Origin of the sequence: Thauera phenolivorans (genome assembly GCF_001696715.1) — a bacterium.
Taxonomy (GTDB): domain Bacteria; phylum Pseudomonadota; class Gammaproteobacteria; order Burkholderiales; family Rhodocyclaceae; genus Thauera; species Thauera phenolivorans.
Map to the genome: position 1 here is coordinate 442807 of NZ_MBFM01000001.1, position 22425 is coordinate 465231.

Here is a 22425-nt window from a genome sequence, read left to right on the forward strand (position 1 = left end):
CGACGTCTCCACTTCAGAGGTTGGGTTGGAATCGGGACAAGGACTTACCGTGCGACGACACGGAAGGTTTCAGAGCGCCTTCACCGAGGGTTCGTTCAGGCTTGCGTCAAACCGCTCGATGAGTTCGCGCACGAAGGGGTCGCGCTCGAGCGCGGCGACCGCCTCGGCATGGCGCTGGCGGCGCTCGGCGGCGTCGCGCTGTGCGGGCGTCTCGCCGGCGATGTCGCCGACGGCGATGCGAAGCCTGAGCCCGTGCCCGAGCGCCGCAGCGAGCTGCTCCTGCAGGCGCTCGCCGAGCGCGCGGTTCATTTCGTAGAGATGGCGGTGCATGGTCGACACGGTCAGCGCCAGCGTGCCATCGGCGAAACCCGCCCATTCGCAGTGCTGCGCCAGCTCGCGCACCAGGCCGCCGAGACCGGCGGCGCGGATCAGGCCCCGCCAGTCGCCGCGCGCGAACAGCGCAGCGGCGTCGCCCGCATCGCCCGCATCGCCCGCATCGCCTGCGCCGACCGCACTCGATTGCACTGGCTGCGCACCCGCCGTGGGCCGCGGCCGTGCGCCCCCGGCTGGCCCCTCGACCCGCGACGGCGGAGTCGCACGCTCGTCGACACGCTCGCCACCCGCGCCCTCGTACTGGTCGGCGAAGGCCTCGGGCGGCAGCTCTTCCCACGGCGGGATGTCGTGCTCGACCGGCGCCCGACTCGGCGCGGCAGAAGCGGCTGGCGTCGGAGATGCCGGCTCATCGGCGGCGACAACCTGCGGCGCCGCCACCGGCGCGGCCGGCACCTCCGTCAGCGCGCCCCCGCCCCGGAGCGCGGCGGCAGCGGTCGAAGGTGGTAACCCCGCCGGCTCGGGCCGACGCGACGGCGACGATGGACGGGGCGCGGCAGGCAACGCATCCGCCCGTCCGGCACCGCCGCGATCGCCGTCCGGCAGCCCGCCGAGCGCGGGCGGTTGCAGCGGGCGGAAGGCATGCAGGCGCAACAGCGTCATGCTGAAGCCGGTGTACTCGTCCGGCGCCAACGGGAGCTCATCGCGGCCATGGATCGCGATCTGATAGGCGAGCTGCAGGAATTCGGCGTCGAAGGCCGCGGCGTGCAAAGCCAGGCGCGCGCGCTCGCGCTCGTCGGCGATCGCAGTCGGCGCGAACTGCAGCAACGCGACCCGGTGCAGCAGGCTCGCCAGCGCCTGCAACGCGGCATCGAAGGAGAGGCTGCGCGCCTCCATGTCGTCGGCCACCGCGAGCAGCTCGGCAACCTCGCCGGCAGCGAGCGCGGCGAGGACCGCATGGAGATGGTCGTCGCCGACGGTGCCGAGCATGTTCACCACCTGCGCCTCCTCGACCCGGCCGGCGCCATGGGCGATCGCCTGGTCGAGCAGGGACAGCGCGTCGCGCATCGAGCCGCTCGCCGCCTTCGCGAGGTGGCGCAAGGCGCCCGCCTCGAAGGGCACCGCCTCGGCCTGCAGGATGTGGCTCAGGTGATCGACGATCGCCCCCGGGGACATCTGCTTCAGGTTGAACTGCAGGCAGCGGCTGAGCACCGTGACCGGGATCTTCTGCGGATCGGTGGTGGCGAGGATGAACTTCACATGTTCGGGCGGCTCCTCGAGGGTCTTCAGCATCGCATTGAAGGCGTGCCCGGTGAGCATGTGAACTTCGTCGATCATGTACACCTTGTAGCGCCCCTGCACCGGCGCATAGACCGCCTTGTCGAGCAGCGCCGCCATGTCGTCCACCCCGCGGTTGGAGGCGGCGTCCATCTCGACGTAGTCGGGGAAGCGATCGGCGTCGATCGCGCGGCAGGCATCGCAGACGCCGCAGGGCTCGGCGGTGACGCCGGTCTCGCAGTTCAGCGCCTTGGCGAGGATGCGGCTGATCGTCGTCTTGCCCACCCCGCGCGTGCCGGTAAACAGCCAGGCATGGTGCAGCCGCCCGGTGGCGAGCGCGTGCGTCAGCGCACGCACGACGTGCTCCTGACCGATCAGCGTGCCGAAGGATTTCGGCCGCCACTTGCGCGCGAGGACCTGATAGCTCATGGGCGGCGATTCTAGCAGAGCACGCCGGGCCGGCTGCGCCGAGTTCGCCCACGCCGCCCGCGCGGGCGCAGAAGCGTTTTCGATGTCGGAGTCATCGACTATATTTCGATGATATGGACGTGAGCCACGTCCGGGCGGGGACTGCCCGCCCGCATCCTGAACGATCCCGCCCCGCCCGGGACGCTGGCACGGAGACAGGAATGGAACAGGCACGCCCCCGACCCGCCGTCGAACACCCAGTACGCGCAAGCGCGCCGCCCGGGCTCGCCGGGAGCAGCGCGCTGCAGACGGTGGTCGAGTTGCTCGCGGAAGCAGGCGTGGAGGTCGGCGGCAGCCGCCCCTTCGACATGATCATCCACAATCCGCAGACCGCCGACCGCGTGCTGGCTCGCGGCAGCCTCGGCCTCGGCGAGAGCTACATGGAAGGCTGGTGGGATTGCGAGCGCCTCGACGAATTCATCTGCCGCGTGCTGCGCGCCCGCCTCGACGAGAAGGTCGGCCGCAGCGCGCTGGTCCTGCAGAGCGTACGCTCGCGCCTGTTCAACCTGCAGAACTTGCGCCGCGCCTGGAAGGTCGGCGAGGTCCATTACGACCTCGGCAACGCATTCTTCGAGGCAATGCTCGACTCCCGCATGGTCTACACCTGCGGCTACTGGGCCGAGGCCGACAGTCTCGAGCAGGCGCAGGCGGCCAAGCTCGACCTGATCTGCCGCAAGCTCGGGCTCGAGCCCGGCATGCGCCTGCTCGACATCGGCTGCGGCTGGGGCAGCCTGATGAAATACGCTGCGCAACACTACGGCGCGCACTGCGTCGGCCTCACCATCTCGCGTGAGCAGGCCGCGTACGGCGCAGCCCGCTGCGAGGGCCTGCCGGTCGAGTTCCGCCTGCAGGATTACCGCGAATTCAACCCCGACGGCGGCGAACGCTTCGAGCGCATCGCCTCGATCGGCATGTTCGAGCACGTCGGCCACAAGAACTACGGCGACTACTTCGAGATCGCGCGCCGCAGCCTGGCCGACGACGGCCTCTTCCTGCTGCACACCATCGGCAAGAACCTCCGCAACTGCGCCACCGACCCGTGGATCGACCGCTACATCTTCCCGAACGGCGCCCTGCCCTCGCTCGGCCAGATCGCCGATAGCTCCGAAGGCCTGTTCATCGTCGAGGATGTGCACAACTTCGGCGCCGATTACGACCGCACGCTGATGGCGTGGCACGAACGCTTCGAGGCCGCGTGGCCAGCCTTCGCCGAAACCTTCGGCGAGCGCTTCCACCGCATGTGGCGCTACTACCTGCTCGCCTGCGCCGGCACCTTTCGCGCCCGGACCAATCAGCTGTGGCAGGTCGTGCTGTCGCCCGAGGGGGTGGCGGGCGGGTACCGGCGGTCGTCGTGATTGAAAATCGCAATCACAGGCATTCTACCATTTAACTGGAATTATTCTCATTACCGCCGGATAATTGAATCGTCGTCGGGGCGCCTCGTCCCGCGTTTCCAGGGAGACGGTTCATCATGGTCGCCAAGGTCGCAAGAATGCATTTCCAGCCTGCCGGTCCGGCGGGTGCGCTGCGCGCGATCACTGGGTGGCTGGTCGTGCTGGTCGGCTTCGCCGTGCTCGCGGCGCAGGCGGTGCGCGGCCTCGAAGGTTTCGAGCTGCCGGTGTCGGGCGCACTCGCCGGCGGCGCGATGGCTGCCGCCGCCACCGCGCTCGGCGCCCTCCCCTTGCTCGTGGTGCGCCGCATCAGCGCGGGCACGCAGAGCCTGCTGCTCGGCTTCGGCGCAGGCGTCATGCTCGCGGCGAGCGTGTTCTCGCTGTTGATGCCCGCCTTCGGCGCGGCCGAGGCCCAGCTCGCTTCGCGGGTCGATGCCGCGATGCTGGTCGGCGCGGGCCTGGCGATCGGCGCGGCGGCCCTGCTCGCGATGGACCGGGCCCTGCCGCACACCCACGCCCCCGACGGCTCGCGCAGCGGCACCGCGGTCTGGCTGTTCGTCTTCGCGATCGCGGTGCACAACATCCCGGAAGGGCTCGCGATCGGCGTCGCCTCCGGCCTCAACGGCGCGGCGAGCGGCAGCGGCGATGCGGTGGCAACCGGGATATCGCTGCAGAACGTGCCCGAAGGCCTGATCGTCGCCATCGCGCTGGTCACAGCAGGCTACGGCCGCCTGTTCGCCTTCGCCGTCGCGTCGGTGTCCGGCCTCATGGAGCCGATCGCGGCGATCGCCGGCTCGATGATGGTCAGCGCCTCGGCAGCGATCCTGCCCTGGGGCCTCGCCGGCGCGGCGGGGGCGATGCTCTTCGTGGTGAGCCACGAGATCATCCCCGAATCGCATCGTCGCGGGCACGAGACGCTCGCCACCAGCGGTCTGGTGGCAGGCTTCCTCGCGATGATGCTGATGGACACGCTGCTGGCCTGAGCTGCACACGATTGAAAAAGGGCGTTCCCGATCCGGGAACGCCCTTTTTGGTGTTGGGGGTGGCGAGCCTGACCCCCGGCACTTGCAGGGAGCGGCTGTGGCTGCTGCCTTCCGGCCCTGACCAGGTTCACCGCGCTGCAATGCGGGGAGACCCGCCACGGCCGGCATTGTAGCAGCATACCGGCCGTGGCGCGCGTCCGATCAGCCCTTCAGTTCGGGGAAATCTTCCTCGAAGAACTCGAGCTCACCGCGCACGTTCTCACCCCGCGCCTCTTCTGCCTTGCGCAGCTCGACACGGCGGATCTTGCCCGAGATGGTCTTGGGCAGATCGGCGAAGGACAAGCGGCGAATGCGTTTGTAGGGCGCGAGCTTCTCGCGGGTGAAGGCGAAGATGTCCTTCGCCAGCTCCTTGCTCGGCTCGTAGCCGGCGGCGAGGATCACGAAGGCCTTGGGCACCGCAAGGCGCACCGGATCGGGGCTCGGCACCACCGCCGCCTCGCCCACCGCGGGGTGCTCGATCAGCACGCTCTCGAGCTCGAAGGGGCTGATGCGATAGTCGGAGGCCTTGAACACGTCGTCGGCGCGGCCGACGTAGGTGATGTAGCCGTCCTCGTCGATGCTGGCGACGTCGCCAGTGCGATAGTGGCCGTCACGCATGACCTCAGCGGTCTTGGCCGCATCGCCGGCGTAGCCGACCATGAGGCCGACCGGGCGGCTGTCGCCCAGCACCAGCGAGATCTCGCCCTCGGTCACCGGGTTGCTGTCGGCGTCGAGCAGGGCGATCCTGTAGCCCGGCAGCGGGCGGCCCATCGAGCCCGGCTTGAGCAGCTGGCCCGGCGTGTTGCCGATCTCGGCGGTGGTCTCGGTCTGGCCGAAGCCGTCGCGGATGGTGATGCCCCATGCCTTCTGCACCTGGTCGATGACCTCGGGGTTGAGTGGCTCGCCGGCGCCGATCAGCTCGCGCAGCTTGGTCTTGACCGAGGCCAGGTCCTCCTGAATGAGCATCCGCCACACGGTCGGGGGCGCGCACATGGTGGTGATCTCGTACTTCACCAGCACGTCGAGCAGTGCCTTGGCGTTGAAGCGGTTGTAGTTGTACAGGAACACGCAGGCACCGGCGTTCCACGGCGCGAAGAAGCAGCTCCAGGCGTGCTTGGCCCAGCCCGGCGAGGAGATGTTGAGGTGGCGGTCGTTCTGCTGAAGACCGATCCAGTACATCGTCGACAGGTGGCCGACCGGGTAGGACTGGTGGGTGTGCAGTACCAGCTTGGGCTTGGAGGTGGTGCCCGAGGTGAAGTACAGCAGCAGCGGATCGTCGACGCGGGTCACGCCGTCCGGGGTGAAAACGTCGGACTCGGCATGGGCGTCGGCGAAGCGCTTCCAGCCCGCGGGCGGCTCGCCCACGCAGATGCGGCTGAAGCTGCCCGGCAGGTCGGCGAACTTGTCGGTGTGGGCCTCGCCGATCACGATGTGCTTGACCTGGCCGCGCTCGACGCGGTCGATCAGGTCGTCCGGCGTAAGCAGGGTGGTGGCCGGAATCACGACCGCGCCGAGCTTGATCGCGGCGAGCATCGTTTCCCACAGCGGCACTTCGTTGCCGAGCATGATCAGGATGCGCTCGCCACGCTTGACGCCCTGCTTGCGCAGCCAGTTGGCGACGCGGTTCGAGCGCGCCGACATCTCGGCGAAGGACAGCTTGGCCTCGCTGCCGTCCTCTTCGACGATCCACAGCGCGGGGGCGTCGTTGCCCTGAGCGATGGTGTCGAAATAGTCCAGCGCCCAGTTGAATTCTTTCAGCTTCGGCCACTTGAAGCCGGCGTACGCGGTCGCGTAGTCGGTCCGATGGGCCTGCAGGAAGTCACGCGCGGCGAGAAATTCGGCGACGGCGGTCATGGGCTCTCCTCTTCTTGGTCATTGGAATGGCTGCGCAACGGGTGCCACGGCTGCGAATCCAGCTATTTTACGTTTACGTCAACGTAATTCAAGTCGAACCAGATCAAAAAATTCCACGGCTTGCCTGCCACCGTATACTCGTGCTCTATCCCGATTGCCAGGAAAAGCCATGTCTGACCTTGTCCACCAGCTCATGCGCGACCGCTATGGCGAAGACGCCATGCCCGCCTCCATCGCCTGGTCGCCGCTGATCGAGCAGCTGCTGACCCACCGCTCGGTGCGCGCCTATCTGCCCGACCCGGTCACCGACGAACAGCTCGCCGCGATCGTCGCCGCCGCCCAGTCCGCCTCGAGCTCCTCCAACCTGCAGGCGTGGAGCGTTGTCGCGGTGCGCGACCCGGCGCGGCGCGCGGCGCTGGCTGAATTCGCCGGCGGGCAGGCCCATGTGCGCGACGCACCGCTGCAACTGGTGTGGCTCGCCGACCTCGCCCGCCTGCGCCGCATCGCCGCCCAGCTCGAGCGTCCGTCGGCCGGCCTCGACTACCTGGAGATGTTCCTCGTCGGCGTGATCGACGCTGCACTCGCCGCGCAGAACGCCGTCGCCGCGGCCGAGTCGCTCGGCCTCGGCACGGTCTACATCGGCGGCATGCGCAACCGTCCCGAAGACGTCGCCGAACTGCTCGCATTGCCCGAGGAGGTGGTCGCGGTGTTCGGCCTGTGCGTCGGCACGCCCGATCCGGCCCGCCCCGCAGCGGTGAAGCCGCGCCCGCCGCAGTCGGTGGTCCTGCACCACGAGACCTACTCGCTCGCGGCCCAGGATGATGGCATCGCATCCTACAACCGCACGATGGCGAAGTTCTACGAGTCGCAGCAGATGAAGGTGCACGGCACCTGGGCGGTCCATTCGGCCAAACGCATCGCTGGGCCCGAGTCGCTTTCGGGCCGCGACCGCCTGGTGGCGGCGCTGAAGGCGCGCGGCTTCCCGCTCGAATGAGCCCACCCCGCCGAACCGTCACGAGGAGATGCCGATGCACCAACGCGACAGCAGCCTGAGCACCGACCAGAAGGCCCTCGCGGTCAACCTGGACAAGTACAAATACGGCTCGATCGTCGAGATCGGCGCCGGTCAGGAGGTGGCGCGGCGCTTCTTCCAGGTAGGCGCCGCCGCCGGCACCGTGGCGAAGACGATGTCGGCCTACGACATGGCGGTGAGCGACGACATCTACGGTCAGGTCGCGCGCTACGTCAGCCGCGAGCGGCTGCTGCAGATGCTCGACAAGGAGTTCTCCCAGGTGGTCAAGCGGCTGTCTCACGTGCGCCCGAAGAACACCACCTTCTTCGCCTACGCCGCGACCGTCACCGCGCGCAGCTTCAAGCAGCAGAACGAATGCCACGGCTGGATCGGTGTCCGCGCCCAGCTCCACCCGGGCGCCGAGCCGAGCGACGTGGTCATGCATGTGCGCATGCTCGACAACGACAATGCGATGCAGTCCGAGGCACTCGGCATCCTCGGGGTCAACCTGATCCACGGTGTTTTCTTCAACCACCACAAGCCCGAATGGGTGGTCGATGGGCTCGCCGACGGGCTGGGCTCCGAGCGCATCGAGGTCGACCTGATCCACTTCTCCGGCCCCTACTTCGACGAGGTCGAGAACCGCCTGATGAACCTGCATCTGATCCGCAGCTGGCTGACACGGGCGGTGGTGTTCGATCCCGAAGGCAAGGTGGTGGTGCCGGGCGAGCTCCTCTATCGCAAGCCGGTCATGGTCATGCGCGGCAGCTTCAAGCCGGTGACGCTGGTGAACATCGACATGATGGCAGCGGGCCTCAGGCAGTTCAGCCAGCTCGCCGCGGTCGTCGAGAACGAGATCGTCTCGCTCGCCGAGATCACGATGAACTCGCTGATCAGCGGCGACAACGTCGACGGCGCCGACTTTCTCGCGCGCATCGACCTGCTCGCCTCGCAGGGCTACACGGTGATGATCTCGGACTACGTCCGCTTCTTCCGCCTGCGCACCTATCTGCGGCGTTACACGAAGAAGCCGATCGGTATCGTGCTGTCGGTGCGCGACTTCGCGCCGCTGTTCGACGAGAAATACTACGAGGGTCTGGAAGGCGGCATCCTCGAGGCCTTCGGCAAGCTCTTCCCCGACAACACCCACGTTTACGTCTATCCCTCGCGCCCGCGAGGCAGCGACCGCGCCACGCTGGTCACGCTCGCGAACGTGGAGGTGCCGGCCAACCTGCGTCAGCTGCTCGCCCATCTGGTGGAGAACGACAAGCTGCTCGCGGTGCAGCCGCTCGACGACGAGCACCTGCACATCGACGTCGGCGACGTGCTCGCCGGCCTGCGCCGCGGCCGCGGCGAGTGGGAGCAGGACGTGCCCGAGGGCGTCGCCGCCCGCGTCATCGAAGGCCGGCTGCTCGGCTACGACACCGAGTAAGCGATCTCTCGCCCGTCCCTCGAAGGCCCTGCACCGCAGGGCCTTCGTCTTTGGCCCGCGCTCCGCGCGGAACTTCGCTGGCCTGCCCGCGCTCTCTGTTGCGGCACCGCAACATCAACGCAGAAGCTGCGCAGGGAGAATAACCACATGGCGAACCACGATTCCGGACGGAAAACGATCGAACTCGCGCTCCAGGGCGGCGGCGCCCACGGCGCGCTCACCTGGGGCGTGCTCGAGCGCCTGCTCGAGGAACCGCAACTGCACATCGAGGGCGTCAGCGGCACCAGCGCCGGGGCGATGAACGCGGTCGTCCTCGCCGACGGGCTCGAAGCCGGCGGCGCCGACGGCGCGCGCGCCGCGCTCGAGCGCTTCTGGCGGACGGTCAGCAAGGCCGCGCTCGGAAGTCCCATCCAGCGTGACCTGTGGTCGCGCCTCAACGGCGACTGGAGCCTGGAGAGTTCGCCCAGCTATGTCTTCTTCGACCACCTCAGCCGGATGTTCTCGCCCTACGAACTCAACCCGCTCAACCTCAATCCGCTGCGCGACCTGGTCGCCGACATCGTCGACTTCGACCGCGTCAATCGTTGCGGCGCGATCAAGGTGTTCGTCACCGCCACCAATGTGCGCAGCGGCCGCCCCAGGGTGTTTCGCCAGCCCGAGATCAGCGTCGATGCGCTGATGGCCTCGGCCGCGCTGCCCTTCATGTTCCAGGCGGTCGAGATCGACGGCGAAGCCTACTGGGACGGCGGCTACATGGGGAATCCTGCGCTCTTCCCGCTGGTGGACGAGTGCGACGCACGCGACCTCGTGCTGGTGCAGATCAACCCCTTCGAGCGCCCCGAGGTGCCGCGCACCGCGCGCGACATCATCAACCGCCTCAACGAGATCACCTTCAACACCAGCCTGCTCAAGGAGCTGCGTGCGATCATGCTGCTGCGCGACCTGATCGAGACGGAGGGTCTGGAGCAGGAGCGCTACCGCGACATGCGCCTGCATCGCATCCACGCCGACGACGACCTGCTCGATCTCAAGGCCTCCAGCAAGCTCAATGCCGAGTGGGCCTATCTGTGCCACCTGCGCGACCTCGGACGGCAGCGCGCCGAACGCTGGCTGAAGGCCCACTGGGGCGATCTGGGCGAGCGCTCCAGCTTCGATCTCGACTGGCTGCTCGAGGACAGCATCAGGTCCGCGGGGACGATCAAGGAGGACCGCGCATGACCGGTCTGCTCGGCGTCCTGCTCGCCCTCGGCCTGCTGATCTGGCTCGCCTACCGCGGCGTCAGCGTGCTGCTGCTCGGACCGGCGATGGCGCTGCTCGCCGCCGCCTTCGCCGCCGGCACACCGCTGATGGCGACCTACACCCAGCTCTTCATGAGCTCGGCGGGCGGCTTCATCGTGCAGTACTTCCCGCTCTTCCTGCTCGGCGCGATCTTCGGCAAGCTCATGGACGACAGCGGCGCGGCCGAGGCGATCGCCCAGGGCATCGTCGGCAGACTCGGCGCCGAGCGCGCGATCCTCGCGGTGGTGTTGGCCTGCGCGGTGCTGACCTATGGCGGCGTGTCGCTGTTCGTGGTGGCCTTCGCGGTGTACCCGATCGGCGCCGCGCTGTTCCGCCAGGCCGGCATCCCCAAGCGCCTGCTGCCGGCCACGATCGCGCTCGGCGCCTTCACCTTCACGATGACCGCCCTGCCCGGCACGCCGGCGATCCAGAACGCGATCCCGATGCCCTATTTCGGCACCACGCCCTTCGCCGCCCCGGTGCTCGGCATCATTGCCGCGCTGGTGATGTTCGGCCTCGGCCAGTGGTGGCTCGCGCGCCAGGCGATTCGCGCGGGTGCCGCAGGCGAAGGCTATGGCCAGCATGACGACACCGGCGCGATGCCCGCCACCTTCGACAAGGAGCAGCGCGAGCACAGCGCCGGCGAGGGCTTCGACGTGCTGATGATTCCGCCCGAGGCAGCCGCGCGCGCCCTGCCCTCCTTCGAGGTGGCGATCGCTCCGGTCGTGCTGGTGATCGTGCTCAACTACGTCTTCAGCAGCCTGCTGATTCCCGCGCTCGACACCGGTTACCTCGCGCACGAGCGCTATGGCGCCACCTCGATCGACGCGGTGCGCGGCATCTGGTCGATCATCGGCTCGCTGACGCTGGCCTGCCTGCTCCTGCTCGCACTGTGCGGGCGCCGCCTCGCCAACTTCCGCCGCAGCCTCGACGACGGCGCCAACGCCTCGGTGCTGCCGATCTTCAACACCGCGAGCCTGGTCGGCTTCGGCGCGGTGATCGCCGCGCTGCCGGCCTTCGAGCTCATCAAGGCTTTCGTCGACCAGCTCGGCGCCGGCAATCCGCTGGTGTCGCTCGCGCTGTCGGTGAACGTGCTCGCCGGCGTCACCGGCTCGGCCTCGGGCGGCATGAGCATCGCGTTGCAGACCCTGGGCGCGGACTACCTCGCGCTCGCCCAGTCCGCCGGCATCGCGCCCGAGCTGCTGCATCGCGTCACCACGGTGGCGACCGGCGGTCTCGACAGCCTGCCGCACAACGGCGCGGTGGTGACCCTGCTGGCGATCTGCGGGCTGAGCCACCGCGAGGCCTACAAGGACATCTTCATGGTGGCCGTGCTGTTCCCGATTCTCGCCCTGACCCTGCTCGTGATCCTGGGCTCGGTCCTAGGCTCGTTCTGACTCGGGCACCGTGCAGCGCAACTTGCGGGCTGCGCTGGACTCCATGCACCACAGGAGAAGGAACATGAACCAGACACAGGCCCGCCCGTTGCGGATCGAATGCCCCCACGCCCTCGGCGCCGACGAGGTCCTGGACCGGCTACGCACCGACAGCAAGGGCCTGTCCTCGGCCGAAGCCAGCCGCCGCCTCGCCGAGCTCGGCCCCAACCGCCTGCCCGCCCCGCCCAGGGACGGGCTGCTGAAACGCTTCTTCAAGCACTTCCACGACATCCTGATCTACATCCTGATCGCCGCCGCGATCATCACCGCCGTGCTCGGGCACTGGATCGACACCGGGGTGATCCTCGGCGTGGTCGTCATCAACGCCATCATCGGCTTCATTCAAGAGGGCAAGGCCGAGGAAGCGCTCGAGGGCATCCGCAAGATGCTGTCGGTTCACGCCCATGCCCGGCGCGACGGCCAGTGGTGCGAGGTCGAGGCCGACGGCCTGGTGCCGGGCGACATCGTGCGTCTGCGCTCGGGCGACCGCGTGCCCGCCGACCTGCGCCTGATCAGGACGATCAACCTGCGCATCGAGGAATCCGCCCTCACCGGCGAGTCGGTGCCGGCGGACAAGAACACCGAGCGGGTCGAGTCCGAGGCCGGCGTCGGCGACCGCTCCGGCATGGCCTATTCGGGAACCCTGGTGGCCGCCGGCCGCGGCGTCGGCGTGGTCACCGCCACCGGCCCGCACACCGAGCTCGGCCGCATCAACCGCATGATCGCCGAAGTGCAGACCCTGCAGACCCCGCTCACCCGGCAGATGGCGCACTTCAGCAAGGTCCTGTCGGTGGTCATCGTTGGCCTGGCGCTGCTGATGGTGCTGATCGGCGTGGTTCTGCACGACTTCCCGCCTGGGGAGGTCTTCCTCGCCGCGATCGGCTTTGCGGTCGCAGCCATCCCCGAAGGCCTGCCCGCCATCCTCACCATCACGCTCGCGCTCGGCGTGCAGCGCATGGCGCAGCGCAACGCGATCACCCGCAAGCTGAATGCGGTCGAGACCCTCGGCTCGGTCACCGTGATCTGCTCGGACAAGACCGGCACCCTCACCCGGAACGAGATGACCGCGCGCCATGTCGTCACCCGCGGCGGCTCTTATGATGTCAGCGGCACCGGCTACCGGCCCGAAGGCGACATCACCCTCGACGGCCGGGCCGCCAGCCTCGACCAGCACGGCCACCTGCATGCGGTGATCGAGGTGGTGGCGGTGGCCAACGACACCCAGGTCGCCGAGGAAGACGGCCAGTGGAAGGTCACCGGCGAACCGACCGAAGGCGCGCTGCGCACGCTCGCACACAAGGCGGGCTTCGATGCCGGCGCCCACGCGCGCCACGCCAGCATCCCGTTCGAGTCGGCCAACAAGTTCATGGCCACCCTCAACACCACGCCGGGCGGCGCCCGCCGCATCCTGCTGAAGGGCGCACCGGACCGCCTGCTCGACCGCTGCAGCCGGGAGCTCGGCGCCAACGGCGGGCTCGAGCCGCTCGACCGCGCCTTCTGGGAGGAGCGGATCGACGCGTTGAGCGCCGAGGGCCTGCGCGTGCTCGCCGCGGCGGCGCGCGAGGTGCCCGACAGCAAGAGCGAGCTCGCGCTCGAGGATCTCGACGAGGACATGGTCTTCCTCGGCCTCATCGGCATCATCGACCCGCCGCGCCCGGAGGCGACCGCAGCGATCCGGTCCTGCCACACGGCGGGCATCCGCGTGAAGATGATCACCGGCGACCATGCCGGCACCGCGTGTGCGATCGGCCTCGAGATGGGCCTGGGCAAGGCCGGGGAGCTGAAGGTGATCTCCGGCGCCGAGATCGAAGCCGCCTCCGACGAGGAACTGCAGGAGATCGCGCACGAGTGCGACATCTTCGCCCGCACCAGCCCGGAACATAAGCTGCGGCTGGTGAAGGCGCTGCAGGCGCGTGGCGAGGTGGTGGCGATGACCGGCGACGGCGTCAACGACGCCCCCGCCCTCAAGCGCGCCGATGTGGGCGTGGCGATGGGCATCAAGGGCACCGAGGCGACCAAGGAGGCCGCCGAGATCGTGCTCGCCGACGACAACTTCTCGTCGATCGAGCGCGCGGTGGAGGAAGGCCGCACCATCTACGACAACCTGCGCAAGGCGATCCTCTTCATCCTCCCGACCAACGGCGCACAGGGCCTGGTGATGCTGACCGCCGTGGTGTTCGGGCTCACCCTGCCGCTGACGCCGGTGCAGATCCTGTGGGTGAACATGGTGGTGGCGGTCACCCTGGCGCTGGCGCTCGCCTTCGAACCGGCCGAGCCGGGCGTCATGGCGCGCCCGCCACGCCGGCCGGACGCGCCGATCATGGGACGTGCAATGCTGTGGCGCGTGGCGATCGTGTCGCTGCTGATCGGCGGCGCCACCATCGCCATGTTCGAGGTCGAACTGGCGCTGGACATGGAGCTGGGGGTGGCGCGCACGATGGCGGTCAACACCCTGGTGATCGCCCAGGCCTTCTACCTCTTCAACAGCCGCTTCCTGGTCGAATCGAGCCTGCGCGTGACGCGGATGTTCACCAACCCCACCGCGCTCCTCGCGGTGGGCGCGCTGGCGGTGCTGCAACTCGGCTTCGTCTATTTGCCGATCATGAACGTCTGGTTCGGCACCTCGCCGCTCGCGCTGCGCCACTGGCTGGTGCCACTGGGCATCGGCGTCGTGGTGTTCCTGCTCATCGAGGCCGAGAAGGCCTGGCTGCGCCGGCGTGGCGGCACCACCTGAACGACGCGCCGCGCCTCAGCCGGAAACCTCCTTCCAGCCCAGGCTCAGCCAGGCGCCGACGAGACCGGCGAGGCCGAGCAGCAGCACCGTGCCCTGCACCGAGACCGTCGCCGCGAGCGCGCCGACCAGGCCGGAAGCCAGCAACAGCGCGCCGATCACCGAGTTGCTGACGGCAACGTAGTCGGTGCGCTGGTTGCCTTCGGCCATGTCCACCATGTAGGTCTTGCGCCCGAGGCGCACGCCGGCATGGGCGACGCCGAGGCCGAAGAAGGCCACCGGGTAGAACCAGCTCGCCGCCGCAGCCGGCATCGGCAGCCACGACCACAAGGCCACCGCGATCGACAGGACCGCGGACAGCGCGCAGGCCGCGGCGAAGACCTCACGGCTCGAGCGGTCGGCCCAGCGCCCCCACACCGGCGAACTCAGCAGCCCGGCCAGGCCTTCGACCGCGATGAAGATGCCGAGCAGGCCGAGCGCGCCGCCCAGCTCCTCGCGCGCGAGCGCGACGTAGAAGGGTGCCGCCAGGCCCGAGCCCATCGCCAGCGCACGCGCGATCACGAAGGCGCGAAAGGGCGGATCGTCGCGCAGCAGGGCCAGCCTGGCGAGCGCCTCGACCACGCCGTTGGCCCCGCCCGAGGTGGCGCCCGGCGCCTCGACGATGCGCGCGAAGGCGAAGGATGCGGCAAACCACAGCAGCGCGGCGCCGCACAGCAGGCCGGCGAACAGGCCGACCGACGCATCGTCCCGGCTCGCCCCGAGCGCGAGGCCCACGCCCATCGCGGCGAGCCCCGCGATTGCGCTGATCCAGCCCGACAGCCGACCGCGCCGCGTCTTCGGGATCGTCTTGCCCTGGACGTCCTTGTAGGCCACCGAGCAGGCCCCACGCGCGAGACTGAACAGGCACAGCAGCCCCAGCAGCGCCCATCCGGCCGTGGCCCCCCGCAGCGCGAGCGCCGCCCAGCCCATGCCGAGGAGGCACAGGCCCTGCAGCAGCCCGCCCCACACCCACACCCACTTGCGCACCGGCTGGCGCCGCACCGCCGCGCCGATCAGCATCTGCGGCAGCATCGAACCGGACTCGCGGATCGGCACCAGCAGGCTCAGCATCCAGGCCGGCGCGCCCAGCTGCAGCAGCAGCCAGGGGAGCGTGGTCTTGGCGCTGGCGATGCGGTCGGCGAGGTTGGACAGGGTATTGGCGACCAGGGTGCGGAAGAAGTTGCCCGGCGACTGGCGGCAGGCGTCCTCGCTGATGGCCTTGCACACCCTGCCCTCGTCGTCCTCGGCCAGGCGTTCGTAGAGGCTCTCCATCCAGTCGGGGTGGCGCGGCATGACTGTCCTGTGTCGAGGGTGATCGAATGGCGGGATCGGCGCGGCCGCGGGGACGGGGAGCGTCGTCCGCCGGCAGTGGCAGCCCGATCGATAGTCGATGCAAGCTTACAGGGCCCGGCATCCGACATAAACTGGCGAGCGCTCGCCGTCCGCCGAGCGCTCCGTCGCATCGCCAGCGAGGCCTCGATGACCCACGACCAGACCCTGATCCTGATCATCCTGATCGCCACCATCGCGATGTTCCTGTGGGGGCGCTGGCGCCACGACATGGTGGCGGCCGGCTCACTGCTCGCCTGCGTGCTCGCCGGCCTGGTGCCGCCCGCGGAGGCCTTCGCCGGCTTCGGCCACCCGGCGGTGATCACCGTGGCCTGCGTACTGGTGCTGAGCCGCGGATTGCAGACCTCGGGCGCGGTCGACGTCCTCACCCGTCACGTCCTGCCGGCGCAGGCCGGCCCGACCCTGAGCCTGGCGGCGCTGGTGGGCGTCGGCGCCCTGTTGTCGGGCTTCATGAACAACGTCGGCGCGATGGCGCTGCTGATGCCGGTGGCGGTGCAGCTCGCCGGCCGCCTTGAGCTGCCGCCCGGCAGGGTACTGATGCCGCTCGCCTTCGGCACCATCCTCGGCGGCATGACCACCCTGATCGGCACCCCGCCGAACCTGATCGTCTCCGGTTTCCGCGCCCGCCAGGGCGACGGCGGTTTCGCCATGTTCGACTTCTCCCCGGTCGGCCTCGCGGTGGCCGCGGGCGGCGTCCTCTTCGTCGCCCTGCTCGGCTGGCGGCTGGTCCCGGCACGCAAGCGCTCCGACGCGGAGAGCTTCGACACCGGCGCCTATCTCACCGAAGCGCGCGTGCCCGAAAAGAGCAAGGCGGCCGGCATGCACCTGCGCGAGATCGAGACCGAACTCGACAAGAGCGACGCCCAGGTGGTGGGCCTCGTGCGTAACGAGGTCCGGATGCTGGCGCCGAGCAGCGGCCGCGTCGTGCGAACAGGCGACATCCTCCTCATCGAGGCAGGCGTCGATTCGCTCGCGAGCGCGCTCTCCAGTCTCGGCCTCGAGCTCGAGGAGGCCAGGGCACCCGAGGAAGAGGAGGAGGAAGAGAAGAAAAACGCCGCCGAGGGGGAGGCCGGCGAGGCCGCCGAAGGGGAAGCCGACGGCCGGGACGAAGCCGGCGAACGCGCAGGAAACTCAGCCGCCGGCGTCAGCGAGCAGCGCCTGCGCAAGCACGAGACCGGCTCGACCGCAAAGGGGGACGCCGCGGCCGAAATCCAGGATAGCTCGCGCCAGGAAGACTCGGAGGACGCCGCCGAGACCGAGGAGGAGAAGGAGGCCGAGCGCAGCGACGACGTCGTTCTCATGGAACTCGTCGTGCGGCCCGAATCGCCGCTGCTCGGCCGCTCCGCCAAGGACCTGCTGCTGCGCAGCCGCTACGGGATCAACCTGCTCGCGCTGTCGCGCGAAGGACAGCGTTCGCGCAGCCGCCTGCGCACGATGCCGATCCACGCGGGCGATCTGCTGCTGATGCAGGGCCCGGCGGATGTGCTCGCCCAGTTCGCCAGCGACTTCGGCTGCGTCCCGCTCGCCGCACGCGACCTGCGCATTCCCGACCGCGGCAAGGCGCTCAGCGCCAGCCTGATCATGGCCTTCGCCGTCGGCGGCGCCGCCTTCGGCCTGCTGCCGGCGGCGATCTCCTTCGCCCTCGGGGTGCTCGCCTCGATGGCGCTGCGCACCGTGCCTCCACGCGCGGTCTACGAGTCGGTCGACTGGCCGGTGATCGTGCTGCTCGCCGCGCTGATTCCGGTGGCGGGCGCGATGGAGAGCACCGGCGCGGCCGAACTGGTCGCACGCATGCTGCTCGAGCACGTCGCCCGCGGCGAACTGGTGATCGCACTGGCCCTGGTCCTCGTGGTCACCATGTTCCTGTCGGACGTCATGAACAACGCCGCCACCGCCGCGGTGATGTGCCCGATCGCGATCGGTGCGGCGCAGGCGCTCGGGGTGGGCAGCGACGCCTTCCTGATGGCGGTGGCGATCGGCGCCTCGTGCGCCTTCCTGACCCCGATCGGCCACCAGAACAACACCCTTATCCTCGGGCCGGGCGGTTTCCGCTTCGGCGACTACTGGCGCCTCGGCCTGCCGCTCGAGTTGCTGGTGCTCGCGATCGCATTGCCGATGCTGCTGCTCGTGTGGACCCCGTAAGCGAGAACCGATGAACGACACCCCCACGCCACCGCTGTCCAGCGCGGAAGACGCCGACGCGCGCCGCGCCCGCACCTATAGCGAACAGATCCTCACCGCGCTCGCCGAAGGCCGCAACAAGCGGGTGCGCAAGCTGCTGCGCCGCATGCACCCGGCGAAGATCGCCGCCCTCCTCGAGCGCCTCGACCTCGACCACCGCAAAGCCCTCTGGCAGCAGGTCGACGCCGCGCAGGAAGCACGGATCCGCCAGCACCTGCAGTTCGACGTGTCGGGCCAACTGACCGACGCGCCTCCGGCGGCGCACGACGCCCTTGCCGAGAACCAGCTCGACGCCGTACGCACCGCGCTCGCCGAGGGCGCACTCAGGCACGTCGGCAAGACGCTGCACCGGATGCATCCGGCAAAGGTCGCCGGACTGCTGGAGGCACTGCCCCCGCCCGAGCGCAGCGAGGCCTGGAGCATGGTGGAGACCGAGCGCGCCGGCAAGGTGCTCACCCACCTGCACGAGGAGATCCGCGCGACACTCGCCGCCGAGCTTGACCACGACGATCTCGTCGCCGCCGCCCATGGCCTCGAGCTCGACGACCTGGTCGACCTGATCCAGACCCTGCCGCCCGCGCTCGGCCAGGTCCTGCTGCAGGCGAGCAGCGGCCCGCAGCGCGCCCAGCTCGAATCGATGCTGTCCCATCCGGAGGACTCGGCCGGTGGCCTGATGAACACCGACCCGATCGAGACCCGCGCCGACGTCAGGATCAGCACGGTTCTGCGCTACCTGCGCCTGCTCGACGACCTGCCGCCGCAGACCGATCAGCTGATGGTGGTCGACCGCAAGGGCCACTTCCAGGGCACCCTGCGTCTGGCCGCGCTGCTCACCGCCGAGCCGGAATGCCGCGTGCAACAGGTCATGAACACCGGCCTCGCCCCGATAGCGGTCGACACCGACGGCGCCGAGGTCGCCCGCCTGTTCCAGGACCACGACCTGCTGTCGGCGCCGGTGGTCGACCTGCATGGGCGGCTGATCGGTCGCATCACGGTCGACGACGTGGTCGATCGCATCCGCGACGATTCCGAGCGCGCCCTGATGCAGAGCGCCGGCCTCGACGACGAAGCGGACATGTTCGCGCCGTTACTGGTGAGCTCGCGGCGGCGCGCCGTGTGGCTCGGCATCAACCTGGTGACCGCCTTCGTCGCGTCATGGGTGATCGGCCAGTTCCAGGGCACGCTCGAGCGCCTCGTCGCGCTTGCGGTGCTGATGCCGATCGTCGCCAGCATGGGCGGCATCGCCGGCAGTCAGACCCTCACCCTGGTGATCCGCGGCCTCGCGCTCGGCCAGGTGCAGAAGGGCAACATCCGCCTGTTGCTCAACCGAGAACTCGGCATCTCGCTGCTGAACGGACTGCTGTGGGCGGTGGTGGTGGCGATGCTGGCGGTGGTCTGGTTCGGCGACTGGGGCATCGGCGGCGTCATTGCGGCGGCCATCCTGCTCAACCTGCTGTGCGCGGCGCTCGCCGGACTGGCGATACCGCTGACCCTCACCCGGCTCGGCATCGACCCGGCGCTGGCCGGCAGCGTGGTGCTGACGACCGTCACCGATGTCGTCGGCTTCCTCGCTTTCCTCGGCCTCGCGACACTACTCCTGCTATGAACGACGCCAAGCCAACGTGCATGAGGACAGGCGAGAACGCCGATCCGCAGGAGACGTCCTGCTGGCAGCTGGTGGCGCCCGAGGACTATCGACTCCCGGCCGACAGTCAGCCGGCGGCACTGCAGCGGCGCTGGAAGGCGCTCACCCGCCTGCTGCGCGGCCGCGACGCGCGGGCGCAACGCGCGCGTGACGAGGCGAAGCTGAGCCGACTGCCGCACGTCAGACTGGCGCATCTGGCACCACCGATCGACTGGGCGCCCGCGGCCGAAGCGTTCGCGCGTGCGCTCGCCGCGCAGCCCACCACCGACGACAGGCCGACAGTGCGCTTCCTGGTCGGTCAGCCGCATGCCGGTCATGCCGCCATCCTCGCCCACTGGGAACGCATGGTCGGCGCCCAGACGCTGAGCCCGCCGACCGAGGCCCAGATCCTGAGCGCCGATTCCCGCTGGATCGACGAATACTGCGTGGGCGTGGGCAGTCCATGGGTGATGCCCACGCTCGAGCGCTGCTTCCTGCGCCATGCGAACGGCCTGGATCTCGTACGCGGCTTCCTGCAGGCGGCGATGTCGGGGGCGCTTGGCGAAGGCGTTATCGGCTGCGACAGCTGGGCCTGGGCCTACCTGCAGCGCGTCTGGCCGTTGCCGGGGGTGCAGGCACTGACGCTGCAGGCCTTCGACGGTCCCGCGCTCGCCCAACTGCTGTCGCGCCTGCCCGCGGGCCACCGTCAGGTGCGCTTCGTCAGCGCGAAGAGCGGCGATGCGCTGCTGGGCGATACGGAGGATGCCGGCAGCGCCCACGACCACGGGAGCTCGCCCGAATTGCGCCGGCTCGCCGCCCACTGTCGCGGCAATCCCGGGATCGCCTGGCACCACTGGCGGCGCCAGCTGCGCGCCGAGCCGGGACCGGACAGCGCGGAGGAGACCGACGGAGGCAGGGCAGACGGCGGATCCGCGCCGGCCGGTGAGGTGGTGTGGGTGGCGGCCGAGTTCGTGGCGCCGACGCTGCCCTCTGAAACCGGCGAGGACGAGCTCTTCGTGCTGCACGCGGTGCTGCTGCACGACGGCCTGTCGGCGGCCCTGATGACGGAGCTGCTGCCGCTCTCGCCCGCGCGCATCCAGTCCCTGCTGCTGCGCCTCGCATCCTCCGGCCTGGTCGAACAGGCGTCCGACCTGCGCTGGCGGGTCGCGCCGCTCGCCTATCCGTCGGTACGAGACGCGCTGCGCTCGCGCGCCTTCCTCGTGGACGGTTTCTGAGGTTCACGATGGAAGACACACCCAATCTCGCCCGCCTGTTCAACACGCTCGACCGCGGCGCGGTGTTCGAGCTGATCCTGATTGCGGCGACTGCGTTCGCGCTCGCGATCGCCGAGCAGCGCGCCCTGCCCTGGATCGCCAACCGCCTGCACGGCCGCTACCGCCACTACCTGCTCGCCGCCGTGCCGCCGTTGCGTCTGGCGATCGTCGTCGTCGCTCTGACGCTGATGATCCCGATCCTGATCGAGCCTTCGCTGCGCAACATGGCGACCCTGCTGGGCGCGATCGGACTGGCGCTCGGCTTCGCACTCAAGGACTATGCCAGCAGCCTGATCGCCGGCGTCGTCTCGGCCTTCGAGCAGCCCTACCGGCCGGGCGACTGGATCAGGATCGACGGCCACTACGGCGAAGTCGTGCACGTCGGCCTGCGCACGGTCGACATCGTCACCGCCGACGACGACCGCATCAGCATCCCCCACCTCAAGCTGTGGGACTCGCCGGTCGTCAACGCAAACAACGGCAGCCCGATCCTGCAATGCAACGCAGTGCTCCACGTCCACCCGGAGCATGATGGACGCCGCGCTCGCGCCGCGCTGGAGGACGTCGCCCTGACGAGCCCCTACCTGCAGTTCGACGCGCCCGTCCAGGTTCTTTCCGAGGAACACGAATGGGGTAGCCTGTATCGCATCCGCGCCTATCCGCTCGACCCGCGCCAGCAGTTCAGATTCATCACCGATCTCACCGTGCGCGGCCGCGATGCGCTGCGCCGGCTCGGCGCCCGGCCCCTGATGCCGACGTCCTCACCGCAGCCGCCGGCCCTCCGCGACGGCGTCGTCCAACCCCCGCCGAAGGAGTGAACTCATGACCCAGCCCGCACCGATCGACATCGCCCGCTTCCGCGTCGCCCCCGACACCGACGTGGACTTGGCCGACTGGCCGACCCGCGTCGATCCCCTTTATGCCGTCAAGGCCGACTACAAGGACGGCCTCAAGGCGGGCACCAAGGCGCTGAAGAAACTGCAGGAAACGCTCTACGTGCACGACCGCTATTCCCTGCTGGTGATCTTCCAGGCGATGGACGCCGCGGGCAAGGACGGCGCGATCCGGCACGTCATGTCGGGCGTCAACCCGCAGGGCTGCCAGGTCTTCAGCTTCAAGCACCCGAGCGCCACCGAGCTCGACCACGATTTCCTGTGGCGCACGCATATCGCCCTGCCCGAACGGGGCCGCATCGGCATCTTCAACCGCTCCTACTACGAGGAAGTGCTGATCGTGCGCGTGCGACCCGAGATCCTCGCCGCCCAGCAACTGCCTGATTCGACCCGCGAGGCGCCCGACTTCTGGGGCGACCGCTACCGCTCGATCGTCGACTCCGAAGCCCATCTGCACCGCAACGGCACCCGCGTGGTGAAGATCTTCCTGCACCTGTCGCAGGAGGAACAGCGCCAGCGCCTGCTCGCGCGCATCGACGATCCGGACAAGAACTGGAAGTTCTCCGACGCGGACCTCGAGCAGCGCAAGAGCTGGGACCGCTACATGGAGGCCTACGCCGCCTGCCTGGGCGCCACCAGCACTGCGGCCGCGCCCTGGTACGTGGTGCCGGCCGACGACAAGAAGAACGCACGGCTGATCGTGTCGCAGATCATCCGCGACACCCTGTCGGGCCTCGACCTGCACTACCCGCCGACCGGCGAGGCGCGGCGCAGGGCGCTGGAGCATAGCCGCCTGTTGCTCGAGGCGGAGGGCAAGCCCGAGGGCGACTGA

At 69.4% G+C, this 22425-nt stretch carries 15 protein-coding genes and 1 other RNA gene; 12 read left to right on the top strand and 4 right to left on the bottom strand.

Translation table 11 applies throughout. From position 1 onward, the window contains the following. Positions 1-69 precede the first annotated feature (69 nt). A complete protein-coding gene (gene dnaX, locus BB334_RS02105) occupies positions 70-2037 on the bottom strand; it encodes a DNA polymerase III subunit gamma/tau (RefSeq protein ID WP_068803839.1) in 1968 nt (655 codons plus the stop codon). Positions 2038-2237: 200 nt separating this feature from the next. Here dnaX and cfa point away from each other — a divergent pair, with 200 nt between their 5' ends. Continuing rightward, positions 2238-3431: a cyclopropane fatty acyl phospholipid synthase gene (cfa, locus tag BB334_RS02110; RefSeq protein WP_068803841.1), complete on the top strand. Its 1194-nt coding sequence runs from the start codon at positions 2238-2240 to the stop codon at positions 3429-3431. A 116-nt stretch (positions 3432-3547) separates the two neighbouring features. Then, the gene (locus BB334_RS02115) at positions 3548-4450 is read left to right on the top strand and encodes a ZIP family metal transporter (protein ID WP_068803843.1); all 903 of its coding nucleotides are present in this window, start codon (positions 3548-3550) and stop codon (positions 4448-4450) included. Between the two features lie 58 nt (positions 4451-4508). Here the strand turns inward: BB334_RS02115 and ffs are convergent. Both ffs and BB334_RS02125 read right to left on the bottom strand, forming a co-directional pair. Next, positions 4509-4607, bottom strand: an RNA gene (ffs, locus tag BB334_RS02120) — signal recognition particle sRNA small type. Between the two features lie 44 nt (positions 4608-4651). Next, the gene (locus BB334_RS02125) at positions 4652-6343 is read right to left on the bottom strand and encodes an AMP-binding protein (protein WP_068803845.1); all 1692 of its coding nucleotides are present in this window, start codon (positions 6341-6343) and stop codon (positions 4652-4654) included. Positions 6344-6512: 169 nt separating this feature from the next. Here BB334_RS02125 and BB334_RS02130 point away from each other — a divergent pair, with 169 nt between their 5' ends. The 5 genes from BB334_RS02130 to BB334_RS02150 all read left to right on the top strand — a co-directional run bounded on the left by BB334_RS02130 (position 6513) and on the right by BB334_RS02150 (position 14235). Next, positions 6513-7337, top strand: coding sequence for an NADPH-dependent oxidoreductase (locus BB334_RS02130; RefSeq protein WP_068803850.1), 825 nt, complete (start codon positions 6513-6515; stop codon positions 7335-7337). A 34-nt stretch (positions 7338-7371) separates the two neighbouring features. Then, entirely contained in the window at positions 7372-8787 is a 1416-nt protein-coding gene (locus BB334_RS02135; protein ID WP_068803852.1) for a nicotinate-nucleotide adenylyltransferase, read from the top strand. 147 nt (positions 8788-8934) lie between these two features. Then, positions 8935-10005 (top strand): patatin-like phospholipase family protein, encoded by a 1071-nt coding sequence (locus BB334_RS02140; RefSeq protein ID WP_068803854.1) that lies wholly within the window; start codon positions 8935-8937, stop codon positions 10003-10005. Then, on the top strand, positions 10002-11462 hold the full coding sequence (locus BB334_RS02145) for a GntP family permease (RefSeq protein WP_068803856.1): 1461 nt from the start codon (positions 10002-10004) through the stop codon (positions 11460-11462). Before BB334_RS02140 ends, BB334_RS02145 begins: the two co-directional genes overlap by 4 nt. A gap of 64 nt (positions 11463-11526) precedes the next feature. Beyond that, the gene (locus tag BB334_RS02150; protein ID WP_068803858.1) at positions 11527-14235 is read left to right on the top strand and encodes a cation-transporting P-type ATPase; all 2709 of its coding nucleotides are present in this window, start codon (positions 11527-11529) and stop codon (positions 14233-14235) included. Between the two features lie 15 nt (positions 14236-14250). Here the strand turns inward: BB334_RS02150 and BB334_RS02155 are convergent, their stop codons facing one another. Next, a complete protein-coding gene (locus tag BB334_RS02155) occupies positions 14251-15564 on the bottom strand; it encodes an MFS transporter (protein ID WP_068803859.1) in 1314 nt (437 codons plus the stop codon). A 186-nt stretch (positions 15565-15750) separates the two neighbouring features. On the opposite strand from BB334_RS02155, the gene BB334_RS02160 reads away from it, so the two are divergent. Genes BB334_RS02160 through BB334_RS02180 form a run of 5 tightly spaced genes read left to right on the top strand, consistent with a single transcriptional unit; the run spans position 15751 to position 22425 of the window. Then, positions 15751-17763 (top strand): SLC13 family permease, encoded by a 2013-nt coding sequence (locus BB334_RS02160; protein ID WP_068803861.1) that lies wholly within the window; start codon positions 15751-15753, stop codon positions 17761-17763. A gap of 10 nt (positions 17764-17773) precedes the next feature. Further along, positions 17774-19408: a magnesium transporter gene (gene mgtE, locus BB334_RS02165; RefSeq protein ID WP_088179136.1), complete on the top strand. Its 1635-nt coding sequence runs from the start codon at positions 17774-17776 to the stop codon at positions 19406-19408. 20 nt (positions 19409-19428) lie between these two features. Beyond that, on the top strand, positions 19429-20661 hold the full coding sequence (locus BB334_RS02170) for a MarR family transcriptional regulator (protein ID WP_068803863.1): 1233 nt from the start codon (positions 19429-19431) through the stop codon (positions 20659-20661). A gap of 8 nt (positions 20662-20669) precedes the next feature. After that, a complete protein-coding gene (locus tag BB334_RS02175) occupies positions 20670-21518 on the top strand; it encodes a mechanosensitive ion channel family protein (RefSeq protein WP_068803864.1) in 849 nt (282 codons plus the stop codon). 4 nt (positions 21519-21522) lie between these two features. Further along, entirely contained in the window at positions 21523-22425 is a 903-nt protein-coding gene (locus BB334_RS02180) for an ADP-polyphosphate phosphotransferase (protein WP_068803866.1), read from the top strand.

What these genes read in the sequence shown, in the direction of transcription:
- BB334_RS02160 (WP_068803861.1), top strand. Translation starts at nt 15,751, where the DNA reads ATGACCCACGACCAGACCCTGATCCTGATCATCCTGATCGCCACCATC.
- BB334_RS02155 (WP_068803859.1), bottom strand. Translation starts at nt 15,564, where the DNA reads ATGCCGCGCCACCCCGACTGGATGGAGAGCCTCTACGAACGCCTGGCC.
- cfa (WP_068803841.1), top strand. Translation starts at nt 2,238, where the DNA reads ATGGAACAGGCACGCCCCCGACCCGCCGTCGAACACCCAGTACGCGCA.
- BB334_RS02175 (WP_068803864.1), top strand. Translation starts at nt 20,670, where the DNA reads ATGGAAGACACACCCAATCTCGCCCGCCTGTTCAACACGCTCGACCGC.
- BB334_RS02125 (WP_068803845.1), bottom strand. Translation starts at nt 6,343, where the DNA reads ATGACCGCCGTCGCCGAATTTCTCGCCGCGCGTGACTTCCTGCAGGCC.
- BB334_RS02140 (WP_068803854.1), top strand. Translation starts at nt 8,935, where the DNA reads ATGGCGAACCACGATTCCGGACGGAAAACGATCGAACTCGCGCTCCAG.
- BB334_RS02130 (WP_068803850.1), top strand. Translation starts at nt 6,513, where the DNA reads ATGTCTGACCTTGTCCACCAGCTCATGCGCGACCGCTATGGCGAAGAC.
- BB334_RS02170 (WP_068803863.1), top strand. Translation starts at nt 19,429, where the DNA reads ATGAGGACAGGCGAGAACGCCGATCCGCAGGAGACGTCCTGCTGGCAG.
- BB334_RS02150 (WP_068803858.1), top strand. Translation starts at nt 11,527, where the DNA reads ATGAACCAGACACAGGCCCGCCCGTTGCGGATCGAATGCCCCCACGCC.
- dnaX (WP_068803839.1), bottom strand. Translation starts at nt 2,037, where the DNA reads ATGAGCTATCAGGTCCTCGCGCGCAAGTGGCGGCCGAAATCCTTCGGC.
- BB334_RS02180 (WP_068803866.1), top strand. Translation starts at nt 21,523, where the DNA reads ATGACCCAGCCCGCACCGATCGACATCGCCCGCTTCCGCGTCGCCCCC.
- BB334_RS02135 (WP_068803852.1), top strand. Translation starts at nt 7,372, where the DNA reads ATGCACCAACGCGACAGCAGCCTGAGCACCGACCAGAAGGCCCTCGCG.
- BB334_RS02115 (WP_068803843.1), top strand. Translation starts at nt 3,548, where the DNA reads ATGGTCGCCAAGGTCGCAAGAATGCATTTCCAGCCTGCCGGTCCGGCG.
- mgtE (WP_088179136.1), top strand. Translation starts at nt 17,774, where the DNA reads ATGAACGACACCCCCACGCCACCGCTGTCCAGCGCGGAAGACGCCGAC.
- BB334_RS02145 (WP_068803856.1), top strand. Translation starts at nt 10,002, where the DNA reads ATGACCGGTCTGCTCGGCGTCCTGCTCGCCCTCGGCCTGCTGATCTGG.